The organism is Bacillus cereus group sp. BfR-BA-01408 (assembly GCF_022663305.1).
GTDB classification, from domain to species: Bacteria; Bacillota; Bacilli; order Bacillales; family Bacillaceae_G; genus Bacillus_A; species Bacillus_A pacificus.
The window spans coordinates 103,734-117,554 of record NZ_JAKUFF010000002.1 but is presented as its reverse complement, the minus strand read 5'-3'; the positions used below and the strand labels follow the sequence as shown (position 1 = coordinate 117,554).

Sequence of the window (13,821 nt, the reverse complement as noted above, 5' to 3'; positions counted from 1 at the left end):
GATTAAATGTGAATCTGAAATAAAGTAACGAGTTTTTGAGGGGAGAAAAGTAAATGTTTATAAAAGCAGAAAGATTACTAATACGAAAATTTGAATTCAAGGATTGGGAAGCTGTTCATGAGTATACATCAGATAGCGATGTTATGAAATACATACCTGAAGGGGTTTTTACTGAAGAAGATACAAGAAATTTTGTAAATAAAAATATGGGGGAAAATGCTAAGAGCTTTCCTGTGATACTAATAGGTGAAAATATCCTGATTGGTCATATTGTTTTTCATAAATATTTTGGTGAACATACTTATGAGATTGGGTGGGTATTCAATCCTAAATATTTCAATAAAGGATATGCTTCTGAAGCAGCACAAGCTACATTGAAATATGGGTTTAAGGAAATGAAATTACATAGAATTATAGCTACATGTCAGCCAGAAAATACCCCATCATATCGAGTGATGGAGAAAATTGGAATGAAGAGAGAAGGCTATTTCAAGAAGTGTATACCCCATGGAAATGAATGGTGGGATGAATATTATTACGCCATTTTAGAAGAAGAGTAGTGTCTCAGAACGTATTATTAAAATCAAAATCATAATTAAAATTGTGCTATCATTTTTTGAGAATTGCTTGGTCTATAAAATAATTAAAATGTGGGTGGTGCTCTATGCCTATCAAGCTAACATTATACAAGTTTAATTTCATGTAAGATTTTTTCTTTTTTCTAAAGATCCAGTGTAAGTTCTTTAAAAATTTGCATACTAAATAAATCCTATCGGGCTTCAATTTTTTTGATTACGCTACCTGATTGTGGGACATAGAAAAATTATATACGATGCCTAAGATATCAATGACTGTTTTCTTCTTATACCTATCGGATTTTCGTCCGTTTTTCTGTAAGAGATTAAACAGATGAAACAATATCTTTGTTAATTCTTGGGTTTCTTTTGTAAAGATTGATAAAGAAGTGAAAAATATTCTTTTATGATATAAATCGCTTTATATTCGCTTAATTTTCGTTTCTTTTTGCTGAAGAGTAATTGGTGCATTTTGAAACATGGTGGAGGAATAAAAAAAGGTGCTAATTAATTGTCCATATAAATGACATTTAAGTCGTCCTTAATTGATGTACACCCCAAATGTTAGGCACGAACAACAATTGGAGTGTACTTTTTTATGGTTAAATTTACACGAGAGGAAAAAGTAAAGATAGTAAGAAGGTTAGATAAACATGATGGAGTGAAGAGATTTGTAAAATCTATAAAGGTTCATCCAAGAGTGAATTAAAAGATATAAAGCAGTGCGGTATTTCAAAACAGTTTATTCCGCAAAATACATATGGATTGGTGCTGTTATCCATTCCAATCTTTGTAATAATCTGATGTAGACGTTAGCGCAAAAAAGTCCGCAATCTATTATTAGTAATTCATGAAGATGAGAATAATAAAAAAATATTTCTTAATTTTAATATTTAAAACTTATGTATACGTGTTACAATGAAATCCTCCAATTTATTTTATTCTTCTATTTAGAATTTATGGTTTAATATCTGATAAAACAAAAGTGACTGTAGTAAATAGATAAATGAATGAAGTGAAACGGTCAGAGTGGTTTAAAGGCTGTTAAGCGTAGTTATTCAAAAAATAAATTCACTTAGTTAAGTTGAAGAAAATTTAGTATGGTAAGGGTTTCATTCAATGTGAATCGTTCTAAATTAAACTTTTGATTCAATTAAAGCTAAAAATTATCTTTTAAATGAAGTCTATGTTTCCTCCAGTTAATTTAGAAGAATTCGTAGTCCTAACATTACTTACTGTGAACTACTCGCCACTTAGCAAAGCTTGAAGTGGGAGCTTCTCAGTTCCACGACGAAAGTAACCTTTCGTCTCCCTGAGCGTTACTTCGGGGTATTCCACCCCTAGATGTCCAACGCATGGATGCTCTTTTGGTACGGTTGATATTTTACGCAGGAATCGAACGGCTTGGTTTTCGCACTCTATTTTCTTCCTGCAACCTTCTATATTAAGTTATCAAAGAACTTCATATAGCTAGTTCATCAAAAGTTTTTGGCTATGCTAAACCGAAATTCATCTCCCACCTATCGTTGGGCTACGCTCTTCACACGCTTGAGGAAGGAGAATTCTTTCGGGGAATACGATAATAAAATACATATTTGAAAGGGGGATAGATACAACTTCACTTGTAAAAAAACGAATCACTATATGAGAAGATACGGGTAAAGAGATGTAACGGTAATTTCATTTCGAATAATACCATAAATGAATGTAGAAAAAATAAAGGAGCAAACAATTAAATAAACTATATCAGTTATAAGAATGAAAGGGAGAAGTAGAGAGTGTTTAAAATAAAAGAAAGATTAGAACAAATGAAGCTTAAAACGAAGTTGTCTATGGCATTTATTGCAATATTAATTATACCAAGTCTTATCGTAGGAGTATCGTCTTATGATAAAGCAAAAACAGATCTTAATGAAACAATTCTACAAACTGCGAAAGATAATGTGAGTATTTTAAATAAGATAGTTGATGATGAATTAGAAAATAAACATGTAGATGTAACTCATTTTGCAAAGATACTTACACAAGGTGATTATAACGCTGACCAATTGCAAAATGTGCAAGGTAAATTTGATCAATATATACAGTTACATCCAGAAATAGAAACGATTTATACTACATCCAGTAATAATCAATTTATTCATGCGCCCGTTGGAAAAATACCTGAAGGATTTAACCCGTTAGAAAGCAGTTGGTATAAAGATGCAGTAAAAGCTAATGGAGAGATTATTGTTTCGTCTCCCTATAAATCAAAAGCTACAGGAAATATGGTAATAGCAATTGCAAAGCAAAATGCTGATAAAAGTGGTGTCATTGGTGTTGACTTGAATATTAATGATATCGTAAAAACATCTAAAATGATAAAAATAGGAAAACAAGGCTTTGTATCTATAGTAAGTCAAGACAAGACTATAGTTGTTCATCCTACACTTAAGCCAGGGGAGAAATTAGAGAAATCATTAGCAGATGAACTATACAAGAAAGAAGATGGAGTAATTACTTATACTCTTAATGGCGAGGATCGAAACATAAGCTTTAAGACAAACAAAAAAACAGGTTGGAAAATAGCTGGCGTAATGCCTACGAAAGAAATTGAAGAGGCTACCAATCCTATTTTTTATAAAACGCTCACTATAATAGGGGCTTCATTGTTGTTAGGTGGAATTGTAATTTTCTTCATTCTTAAATCTATTATTAATCCATTAAGACAATTAGTTATTTCAGCTCAAAGAATTAGTCAGGGAGATTTAACTGAGAAAATAGATATTCGTTCAAAGGATGAACTGGGTCAATTAGGTGGTAGTTTCAACACAATGGCAGAGTCGTTACGTAATATAATTTCTCGAATTAATACATCTGCAGGACATGTGGCAGCTTCATCTGAGGAACTAACCGCTAGCGTAGAGCAAGCAAGTGTTGCGACAGAACAAATTACAAAAGAAATGGAAGAAATATCAAATAGTGCAGAAGTTCAAAATAATGAAGTTGCGTCGGGAGCGAAATTAATTGGTGAGGTAACACGAAATATTCAATACGTAGCTGAGAATGCTTCTGAAGTATCGGCTTCATCCATATACACAAAACAAAAAGCCAATGAAGGTGAACAATTAGTAGAACAAACTGTAACGCAAATGCAGTCGATACATCATTCTGTTTCTCAATCCGATAATGTAATTAAATTATTAGATAAGAAATCGCAGCAAATCGGAAGTATATTAGAAGCAATTCAAACTATTGCAGAACAAACAAATTTATTAGCATTAAATGCAGCAATTGAAGCGGCTAGAGCAGGAGAACAGGGGCGTGGATTTGCAATTGTTGCTGACGAAGTTAGGAAGTTAGCGGAGCAATCATCCGAATCTTCAATGGAAATTGGAAGCTTAATTAATGAAATACAAGCAGATGTACATGAGACTGTAAAAGCTATGAATGAAGTAGGAGTTGAAGTGCAGTCGGGAATTCAGATTGCGAATGATACAAAACAAAGTTTTTATGAAATTTCAAAATCTGCAAATGATATCGTGTCAAAAGTACATGGTATGGTGGAATTATCAAATAAAATGACAAGTGATGCAATGAAAGTCGATACATCAATTAATCAAATATCTATGGCTATGAAAGAGAATTCTTCAAGTATGCAAACGATAGCCGGCTCATCTGAGGAGCAACATGCTTCTATGGAAGAGATAAATTCTTCAGCAGTACAATTAGCACAGATGGCCGAAGAACTTCAAGAATTAATTGGTGGATTTAAGATATAAGTTCAGATTCTAAGATAGAATCCTAGATAGTGTATTCAAGGATAGAAGTTAAAAATCTTATAACGATAAAAGGAGCAAATTAATTTGCTCCTTTTTCACTTGAATTCTACATGAAATTTAGTATCAATGATTCCAAAAGCAAATACTGAGGATCTAATCAGAAGAAAAAGAACCCTATTGGGTTCTTTTTCAAGGCATATTAACAGTAAGGAGAATCATGAAATGTTACTTCAAATTTTTATTAGGGGAAAGATTTTGAAAAAGCTCAACATATATCTATTTTTTACATAAATATAATATATAGTAAATTAATAATCTTTATACTTACTATTACTAACATTCAATTAAGATAGTTAACGCTATGTGTATAGTGTTAACTAATGTTTAGTGTAGTATACATTCAGAAATCTAGTATTAGATTACAATTTTCAAAAAAGCTAGTAAAAGTAAATAAAATAAACAAAGATCCTGTAAAAAAATACAGGGTCGATTTCTCTAGTAATAAAATACGAGGCTATTTTTTATTTAGTTTGCTCATTTGTAGAAGAGATTTTACAACAAAAGAATTACAAGCACTTGATATTGGTTACGGTTATACAGCTGATGGGGGTAAAACATTCCCGTTTCGTGGAAAAGGGATTAATCTTATGCCAACACTTGATGAAGTACTTACCCATTTTCCAGACCGTTCTTTTCTTATTCATATTAAAAGTGATGATGAAAATGAAGGAATCCAATTGGCTACTCACCTCAAGAAATTACCAGCGAAGCGCCTTAATCAACTAACTGTATATGGTGGCGATAAACCAATTGCTGCGATAAAAGAGCGCATCCCTAGTTTACGAACATTGTCAAAAGCGACCATGAAAAAAAATCTTATTACTTATATGGCATTAGGATGGACTGGCTACATACCTTCAAGCCTGAAGCATGGAGAATTACATATACCAGACAAAGTAGCTCCTTGGCTTTTGGGGATAGCCAAATCGTTTTCTTAATCGAATGGATAAAGCAGATACTCGAGTTATCATTGTAGGAGGAAATGGGTCTGGGTTTTCAAGTGGATTTGACTCATCTGAAGATATAAAACGTCTTCCTGAAGATTATACAGGTGGAATTTGGACAAATTGCATTGATAAAATAGCACATGTATATAAGAAATAAGGGATAATATAACAGTCGAAGTTTTTTCATCTGTTTAACCATTTATATTTTAATAGAAGACTTATTAATAATTTTAAAGGTTTATATACCGATAAACACCCCTAATTTCCTATGAATAATGGAAATCAGGGGTGTTTTTTGGATGAATGGAACTTATTTTATAAGATGGTTATCATTCAATAGCTGACATTACGGCGAAGTTTTCTGTTAATTCTGGAACGATTAAAAGCTTGGAAAAAGAAGAGAAAGATAGATTTGAGCTTAGAGAGAATTTGTAATTAAAGTAAGATAGGAAGAAGACTAGCATTGAGAAATATAAAAGATGGAAGTAACATAGGAGATTTACGCATAAAGTAATATTGACAGTTAAATTAACAAAATTTTCATTTTAATCAAATAAATACATGGTGTTTTTAAATTATAATAATGTTATTACGATGAAAATAAGGCTACTAAATAGTTATTTTAAAAATCAATTTTAGATAGGAAGAGGATAATGAAGACCAGAGATAGTTATAAAATTATTGTAATTGGTGCTGGGACTGCTGGAATATCTTCTACTGCACATTTGTTACGAAATGTACCCCTATTGAAAGAAAGTATTGCAATTATTGATCCGTCAAAAAAACATTTCTTTCAACCACTATGGAGTTTAGTGGGGGGAGGAATTGTTTCAAAGGAAATTACGATGCGTGATCAAGAATTGCTTATTCCAAAAGGGGCAACATGGATCCCTAAAAGTGTTATTAAGTTGTTTCCGGATGAAAATAAGCTACTTTTAGATGATGGACTGCTGCTTGAGTATGAAATTCTTATTGTAGCAACCGGTATACAAATAAATTGGGACGGTATTAAAGGTTTAAAAGAGTCTATTGGGACTAATGGGGTTTGTAGCAATTACTCTTATAAATATGTTGATTCTACTTGGAAAGAAATTAAAAAATTTAAAGGAGGAAATGCGGTTTTTACCCACCCCAATACTCCTATTAAATGCGGTGGTGCCCCACAAAAGATTATGTATTTAGCAGAAGAGTATTTTTCTAATAACGGTGTAAGAAACAAAAGTAAAGTAATGTTTTATACCGCGAACGCAAACATATTTCAGGTTCCACGATATGCTAATACATTAGAACAAGTACTAGAAAGAAAGCAAATTATAACAAATTATAATAAAAACTTAGTAGAAATTATTGCCGAAAAGAGAGAAGCAATTTTTGAAGATACACAAACACTGAAAAGAGAAACTGTACCATACAGTATGATCCATGTTGTTCCACCAATGGGGCCACCTAATTTTATGAAAGAGAGTGAAATAAGTGATTCTCAGGGGTGGGTAGATATAAACCCTTATACTTTACAACATGTGCAGTATAAGAATATTTTCGGACTTGGAGATTGTACCAATTTACCCACCTCTAAAACTGGAGCGGCAATTCGAAAACAAATACCTATCTTAAAACAAAATATTATGGACGTACTTAACGGAAGAGACTTGCAGGCTAAATATGATGGGTATACATCTTGTCCGATTATTACTGGTTATAAAAGTCTGATACTCGCTGAATTTAACTATAAACATGAGCCTCAAGAAACGTTTCCATTTAATCAAGCGAAAGAACGGTATAGTATGTTTTTACTAAAAAGATATATGTTGCCCTATATGTATTGGAATTTTATGTTGAAAGGGATCCTATAAGAGAAAAGAGAGAGTGGTTATAAAAATTAAAATTGAAAAGCAATTTGAAATAACTAATTGGAGGGAATAGCTATGCTTTTAAAATATTTTTATGATGAAAAATTAGCACATGCTTCCTATTTAGTAGGTTGTCAGAAGGAAGGTGTAGCAATTGTAATAGACCCGGGTCGCTATATAGAACAATATATAGAGTTTGCTAAGAAAGAGGGGATGGAAGTAATAGCTGCGGCTGAAACTCACATTCATGCAGATTTTCTTTCTGGGTCTAGAGAACTTTCTACTCTTTATCATGCCAATTTATATGTATCTGATGAAGGGGATTGTGATTGGAAATATCAATATCTTAACGAAGGTCGATACAAATTAGTTAGAGAGGGCTCAGAGTTTAAAGTAGGTCATATAAAATTTAATGTAATGCACACGCCAGGGCATACGCCTGAAAGTATTTCTTTTTTAGTAACTGATACAAGTCAAAATAATTATACGAATGATAAGCCAATAGGAATATTCACAGGTGATTTTATTTTTGTAGGAGATATAGGAAGGCCGGACTTATTAGAAACCGCTGTAGGTATGAAAGATACTGCAAAAATAGGAGCGAAACAATTATTTAATTCTATACAAAAAATAAAAATACTCCCTGATTATTTGCAGATATGGCCATCACATCGTGCAGGAAGCGCATGTGGAAAAGCATTAGGAGCAATTCCAACTTCTACATTAGGTTATGAAAAGATGTTCAATTGGGCATTTCAGTGTAATGAAGAAAGTGATTTTGTATCGACTTTATTGACGGGACAGCCAGAGCCTCCAAAATATTTTTCATTAATGAAGGATTTAAATAAGTACGGTCCACCAATTCGTAAGAAGAGAGAAGTTTTTGCTATTAAAACAGTAAAAGAACTTCAAGAAGTTATGAGGAGTGTTCAGCAAATAGTTGATATAAGGGATGTAGAGAGTTTTGCTTCTGGTCACATCGAGAAATCAATTAACATACCGTATAACAATTCCTTTACAACCTGGTGTGGATGGTTACTAGATTATAAAACAGAAACTATAATCATTCTAGATGAGGAAAAAGTTAGAGTTGAGGAGGTTATTAGAGACTTTGAATCTATTGGGCTAGATAATATTATTGCTTTTGCACCCTTACAAGTTATACAAAGACTTGATAGGTTTGAAAGTTACAAAGAAAAAACATCAATTGAATTATATCCACATATAAAAGATGGAAGCGTTAAGGTAATCGACGTGCGTAGTAAAAAAGAGTGGAAGGAAGGACATCTTTATGATGCAATACATATCCCTTTAGGAAATCTATTTAAGCAGCTAGATTGTATACCAAAGGATTGCTCAATCGTTTTACAATGTCGAACCGGATTGCGTTCCGCTATAGCAGCTAGTATTTTACAAAGAGCTGGTATAAAGGAAGTGGTTAATCTAAAGGGAGGATTTCTTGCATGGAAAAAAGAAGAGCTTCCTTATACAACTTGTAATCTCAATGTGTAGGGAAATAATTTTTTTAATTTATCCGATAAGGAAAATTACGGATTACATAGGAGTATATCTACAAATAGGAGAAATAGATAATTTATTCTATAGACCTAAATTTATTCAGAATTATGCTGATGAGCAAATAGATATAGTTTTATCAGGACACGCTCAGGGTGGACAATTTAGTTACTATTTATCAGCAAATTAGTGGCTCCAAATCAAGGTGTTTTACCTAAATATACAGTCGGTTTATATAAAAAAACAAAATACGTCTATGGTAGTGAGTATAGGATTAGGTAATAGTATCATTCCGCAAAGAATTTTTAATAGGCCAGAACTTGTAGTCGTACAGTTAAATTGAACTGTACGACTTTTCTATACAGAAAAAATAGGACATATGCATTTTATACAAGTTAACATTACAATTTTGTTAAAAATTTTCTACGTTACATAAAGTAACAAAATTTGACCCGAAGAGTTTGTTATAGTGTAAATAATCAAAAAACTTAAAAATTAGTCGAGTGAAAAATGTGATAAGTAACTCATGTGAAAAAACTTAAAGGGGTGTACACATGCATAAAGAATATGAAATTGAAGAATATACGGCGATTGAGGAACAAATACATTATTATTGCAAATGTTTATTAGTAAGTCATCCTGATCAAATTATAAAGTATTTAGAAAAAAGGTTAGAAAAATATGCGGAAACATTACAATATGCACATTTATATCCTGACACAGTTATTTTACCGTTACAGCAATTAGTTATCGAATATTCTTTAGATGTTGCTAGAATTAGGAAATATATGAATTTAAAAACGTAAAGCAAATTATATAATTTAAATGAAACAGAGTCGACTTTAAGAAAGGATATTCTAATGTCGACTCTGTTTCATTGTTTAATATTGTTGACGGAAAACCATACTAATCAATGAAGTTTGACATATAATTACGCAAGAGTAAAATAAAAGTGAGTACTCACTCATTTTGAAAAAGGGGGAAGAATACGTGCAGCAACCTGCCATTATTTTACGGACTGTATCAAAAAGTTTTGGAAAAAAAGAAGTTTTACACAATCTTTCATTACAAGTTGAAAAAGCAGAGATATTTGGTTTAGTTGGGCCTTCTGGTTCAGGGAAAACGACACTTATTAAATTGATTGCTGGTATTAATGAGCCGACTAAAGGTGAGGTGCTTGTTTACAACACGAACATGCCTAATTTAAATGAGATGAAAAGAATTGGTTATATGGCTCAGGCTGATGCATTATACGAAGAATTATCAGCATATGAAAATGCAGATTTTATGGCAACAATGTATGGATTAAAGGGAAAGCATAAAAAAGAAAGAATTGAAGAGGTTTTTGATCTTGTTCAATTATCACAACATATGAAAAAGCAAGTACAGCATTTTTCGGGAGGTATGAAGAAGCGTTTATCATTAGCGATAGCACTCATTCATGAGCCTGAAATATTAATTTTAGATGAGCCAACAGTGGGGATAGATCCACTTCTTAGAAAAACGATTTGGGAAAAATTTTATGATTTGAAAAAGAAAGGAACTACCATTATTGTAACAACACACATTATGGATGAAGCTGAGTTTTGTGAGCGTCTAGGGTTGATTAGAGAAGGAAAGCTAGTTGCGACTGGAGAGCCTGAAGAATTGAAAAAGCTGGTATCATCAGGACGGATTGAAGATGTCTTTTTGTTGGAAGAGGTGGCCCTATCATGAGAGTTACTGGTGTAATTATTCGTATTATTCGCCAATTTTTTCGAGATAAGCGTTCGTTAGCCATGATGTTTGGAGCACCTATGTTATTACTTTGGTTATTATCGCTAGTGTTTACACAAAAAGACTATGTACCGCATATCGCAGTTGTTGATATGCCGGTTCAGGTAGTAAAAGTGATGAAAAATCAGGAAGCGTCAATTTATGAATATAGTAAAGAAAAGGCAATGTCTGAGCTAGAAAATCAAAAGGTAGATGCAGTAATTCGTTTAGAAAATGGAAAAATGAATATTGTATTAGAAGGTAGTGATTCGTCAAAAAATCGTGCTGTACTTCAAATATTACAAAAAAGTACAGAGAAGAACGATGTATCGATAATGAAACCTGAAGTGAATTATTTACATGGCTCTAAAGACTTTACAATGTTTGATGGGCTTGGCCCTGTATTAATCGGTTTCTTTACATTTTTCTTTGTATTTATTTTATCAGGGGTGTCTTTCGTAAGAGAACGTTTAAGCGGTACGTTAGAAAGGTTATTATCGACTCCAATTAAAAGATGGGAAATAGTTGTAGGATATATTATTGGTTTTGGAATCTTTGCATTTATACAATCCATTATAATCGTAAGTTTTTCAGTTTATATTTTAGATTTGTATGTAGCTGGCTCTATATGGCTAACCCTACTTATTACATGTATGCTTTCTTTAACGGCACTAACTTTAGGGACGTTTTTATCAGCATACGCAAATAATGAATTTCAAATGATTCAGTTTATACCGCTTGTCATTGTGCCGCAAATATTCTTTTCTGGTTTGTTTCCAATTGAATCGATGAATAAGTGGCTCCAAATGTTAGGGAAATTATTTCCGCTCACATACGGCGCTGACGCAATGAGACAAGTGATGATTCGAAATCAAGGATTTACAGAGATTGCATTAGATTTAACTGTTTTACTATTTTTCTCAGTATTATTTGCAGTAGGGAATGTGTTTGCATTAAAGAAACATCGAAAAATATAATGATGATACAAAGGGGCATTATAGATGACGAAGGATTGGCTGGAAGAATTAATTGCCGCAACAAATACAGACAAACGAAATGAACGTCAAATGCGTATATTAGAGGCGGCTGTTGATATGTTTGGAGAAAAAGGCTATGCTTCAACTTCAACAAGTGAAATTGCAAAACGGGCTGGTGTAGCGGAAGGAACAATCTTCCGCTACTATAAAACGAAAAAAGATTTATTGCTAGCAGTTGTCATGCCGACATTAACGAAGTTTGCTGCACCATTTTTCGTGCAAGCATTCGCAAAGGAAATATTTGAATCGGAGTATGAATCATATGAAGGGCTTCTAAGAGTTGTTATTCATAATAGGTTTGAATTTGCAAAAAAGCATTTTCCAATGATAAAAATATTAATTCAAGAAGTGCCATTTCAGCCGGAACTGAAAAATGAAATACAGCAGTTAGTTGAAACAGAATTACTTTCACATTTTAAAAAGTTGATTGAAAAGTTTCAAGAAAAAGGGGAAATTATTGAAATGCCCCCAGTTACTGTTTTACGACTTACTTTATCAGCTGTATTAGGTTTATTATTAACACGATTTTTATTATTGCCAGAAGAAAAATGGAATGATGAAGCGGAAATTGAAAATACGATTCAATTCATATTGTACGGATTAACGCCACGAATTTAATCGCAGGCAAAAATGTGTGGCAGTGTGAAGTACATATTTTCCATTAAAAAAATAATAAATCGCCTTTAAAAAGGCGATTTATATCCATTATATATTTTTGATAAATAAGTACTGGTTTACTAAAAATGTTCTAAATTAACGTGTTTCTTTGTCTCTTCTTCTAAGGCCTAATAATCCTGCTAGTCCTAATAAACCGAGCCAAGCCCAATTATTATTTCTATCACGATTATCATTTAAATCATTTGTTGTATTTACATTTCGAGTTCTTACATCATTATTAACTCTATCTAAGTTATTGTCATTAACTCGAGTTGAAATATCAGTGTTATTAACTCTATTCATATTAGTTCCATCGTATTCAGCTTGTGCAGATGTACCTAAAAACATAATAGATAGTGCTAAAACACTTAAAATAGATGATAAATTTTTCTTCATAACGCTCCCTCCTTTCTTATATATTAATTTCTCCAGAGCATGTGTGTATTATTCGTTTCACAGTTTCTAAACCGTCATTATAAAGGACACATTTATAGAAAATAGAGTTGAATGATTGCTAATATATTATTGGCTATATATGTATCATAAAATTAAATGAATCAAACTTTGCTTAAAATGTTAATCTTAGTACAATTTATATTATACGGACTAGCATTAAGGAGGTAATGAAATGCGACAATTTGCAAAACCTACAATCGTTGTAAGTAAATGTTTAGAGTTTGATGCTTGTCGTTATAATGGAGAGATGATTCCGGATGTAACAATACGAAATTTGCAGCCATTTGTTACATTTATACCTGTTTGTCCAGAAGTCGAGATTGGATTGGGGACTCCTCGTGAAACGATACGCATTGTAGAAGAAAAAGGGGTGAATAAACTTATGCAACCGTCTACAAGAGAAGACCTCACTGGAAAAATGGAGCAATTTTCAAATAAATTTTTACAAACCATATCAGATGTGGATGGTTTTATTTTAAAAAATCGTTCACCAAGTTGTGGTACGCGTGATGTGAAAATTTATTCTGGTTTTGAAAAAGCACCAGCAAAAGGAAAGGGACCTGGTTTATTTGGCGGAGCAGTAATAAAAAATTTTTCACATCTTCCAATTGAAGAAGAAGGTAGATTGTCGAATTTTATTATTAGAGAACATTTCCTTACAAGGTTATTTACAATCGCATATTACAAGATGATGAAACGGAATAAAAATATGAAAGACCTCGTATCGTTTCAGTCGGATAATAAATATTTATTTATGGCATATAATCAGGTAAAACAAAAGGAATTAGGGCGTATTATTGCAAATCACAAAAATGAAAAGATTGAAGTTGTATTTGAAAATTATGAGAAGACTTTATATGAATTATTTATGCGCACACCCCGCTATACATCGAATGTAAATGTATGTGAGCATATTTTTGGATACTTTAAAACAAAGCTGAAAAAACAAGAAAAAGATCATTTTTTAGATTTGATACAAAAATATAAAGAAAAGAAAATTCCGCTTAGTAGCTTACTTGCAATTTTAAAATCATGGGCTCTTCGATTTGATGAAAAGTATTTATTAAGACAAACATATTTCGAACCATATCCTGAAGCTTTATTAGAGATTTCAGATTCAGGTAAAGGTAGAGATTATTAAACAAAAAATTACATAATTCGACAATAAAACTCCTATGTTGTTGTAGAACAATGTAGGAATTTTTTTG

Annotated in this window: 10 protein-coding genes and 3 pseudogenes; 11 read left to right on the top strand and 2 right to left on the bottom strand. The window is 32.2% G+C overall.

The genetic code is table 11. The features are described 5' to 3' along the window. Positions 1–53: 53 nt before the first annotated feature. The gene (locus tag MR083_RS01930) at positions 54–560 is read left to right on the top strand and encodes a GNAT family N-acetyltransferase (RefSeq protein WP_070806058.1); all 507 of its coding nucleotides are present in this window, start codon (positions 54–56) and stop codon (positions 558–560) included. Between the two features lie 232 nt (positions 561–792). On the opposite strand, the pseudogene MR083_RS01925 reads toward MR083_RS01930, so the two are convergent. Further along, positions 793–1,113: pseudogene (locus MR083_RS01925) on the bottom strand (IS4 family transposase); the annotation flags it as partial. A gap of 1,240 nt (positions 1,114–2,353) precedes the next feature. On the opposite strand from MR083_RS01925, the gene MR083_RS01920 reads away from it, so the two are divergent. The 9 genes and pseudogenes from MR083_RS01920 (at position 2,354) to MR083_RS01880 (ending at position 12,118) form a co-directional block, all read left to right on the top strand. Continuing rightward, positions 2,354–4,336 (top strand): methyl-accepting chemotaxis protein, encoded by a 1,983-nt coding sequence (locus tag MR083_RS01920; protein WP_143881744.1) that lies wholly within the window; start codon positions 2,354–2,356, stop codon positions 4,334–4,336. Between the two features lie 545 nt (positions 4,337–4,881). Further along, positions 4,882–5,500, top strand: a pseudogene (locus MR083_RS01915) (PI-PLC domain-containing protein); the annotation flags it as partial. A 496-nt stretch (positions 5,501–5,996) separates the two neighbouring features. Continuing rightward, positions 5,997–7,196, top strand: coding sequence for an FAD/NAD(P)-binding oxidoreductase (locus tag MR083_RS01910; protein WP_242268360.1), 1,200 nt, complete (start codon positions 5,997–5,999; stop codon positions 7,194–7,196). Positions 7,197–7,268: 72 nt separating this feature from the next. After that, positions 7,269–8,705 carry an MBL fold metallo-hydrolase gene (locus tag MR083_RS01905; RefSeq protein WP_143881132.1) on the top strand — a complete coding sequence of 479 codons (1,437 nt, stop codon included), beginning with the start codon at positions 7,269–7,271 and terminating at the stop codon, positions 8,703–8,705. Positions 8,706–8,787: 82 nt separating this feature from the next. Further along, positions 8,788–9,051, top strand: a pseudogene (locus tag MR083_RS01900) (metallophosphoesterase); the annotation flags it as partial. A 211-nt stretch (positions 9,052–9,262) separates the two neighbouring features. Further along, the gene (locus MR083_RS01895; RefSeq protein WP_000548621.1) at positions 9,263–9,514 is read left to right on the top strand and encodes a hypothetical protein; all 252 of its coding nucleotides are present in this window, start codon (positions 9,263–9,265) and stop codon (positions 9,512–9,514) included. Positions 9,515–9,698: 184 nt separating this feature from the next. Further along, a complete protein-coding gene (locus MR083_RS01890; RefSeq protein ID WP_001186989.1) occupies positions 9,699–10,424 on the top strand; it encodes an ABC transporter ATP-binding protein in 726 nt (241 codons plus the stop codon). After that, positions 10,421–11,440, top strand: coding sequence for an ABC transporter permease (locus MR083_RS01885; protein WP_001266750.1), 1,020 nt, complete (start codon positions 10,421–10,423; stop codon positions 11,438–11,440). Before MR083_RS01890 ends, MR083_RS01885 begins: the two co-directional genes overlap by 4 nt. Before the next feature lie 24 nt (positions 11,441–11,464). Further along, positions 11,465–12,118 carry a TetR/AcrR family transcriptional regulator gene (locus MR083_RS01880; RefSeq protein WP_000159205.1) on the top strand — a complete coding sequence of 218 codons (654 nt, stop codon included), beginning with the start codon at positions 11,465–11,467 and terminating at the stop codon, positions 12,116–12,118. 135 nt (positions 12,119–12,253) lie between these two features. Here MR083_RS01880 and MR083_RS01875 read toward each other — a convergent pair whose 3' ends face one another. Further along, a complete protein-coding gene (locus MR083_RS01875) occupies positions 12,254–12,553 on the bottom strand; it encodes a WGxxGxxG family protein (protein WP_000739916.1) in 300 nt (99 codons plus the stop codon). A 232-nt stretch (positions 12,554–12,785) separates the two neighbouring features. Here MR083_RS01875 and MR083_RS01870 point away from each other — a divergent pair, with 232 nt between their 5' ends. Beyond that, positions 12,786–13,754, top strand: a complete 969-nt coding sequence (locus MR083_RS01870; protein WP_242268358.1) for a YbgA family protein — start codon at positions 12,786–12,788, stop codon at positions 13,752–13,754. Positions 13,755–13,821 lie beyond the last annotated feature (67 nt).

Excerpts from the sequence above, each read along its gene's own strand:
- MR083_RS01870 (WP_242268358.1), top strand. The coding sequence starts at position 12,786 with ATGCGACAATTTGCAAAACCTACAATCGTTGTAAGTAAATGTTTAGAG.
- MR083_RS01895 (WP_000548621.1), top strand. The coding sequence starts at position 9,263 with ATGCATAAAGAATATGAAATTGAAGAATATACGGCGATTGAGGAACAA.
- MR083_RS01905 (WP_143881132.1), top strand. The coding sequence starts at position 7,269 with ATGCTTTTAAAATATTTTTATGATGAAAAATTAGCACATGCTTCCTAT.
- MR083_RS01880 (WP_000159205.1), top strand. The coding sequence starts at position 11,465 with ATGACGAAGGATTGGCTGGAAGAATTAATTGCCGCAACAAATACAGAC.
- MR083_RS01875 (WP_000739916.1), bottom strand. The coding sequence starts at position 12,553 with ATGAAGAAAAATTTATCATCTATTTTAAGTGTTTTAGCACTATCTATT.
- MR083_RS01885 (WP_001266750.1), top strand. The coding sequence starts at position 10,421 with ATGAGAGTTACTGGTGTAATTATTCGTATTATTCGCCAATTTTTTCGA.
- MR083_RS01910 (WP_242268360.1), top strand. The coding sequence starts at position 5,997 with ATGAAGACCAGAGATAGTTATAAAATTATTGTAATTGGTGCTGGGACT.
- MR083_RS01930 (WP_070806058.1), top strand. The coding sequence starts at position 54 with ATGTTTATAAAAGCAGAAAGATTACTAATACGAAAATTTGAATTCAAG.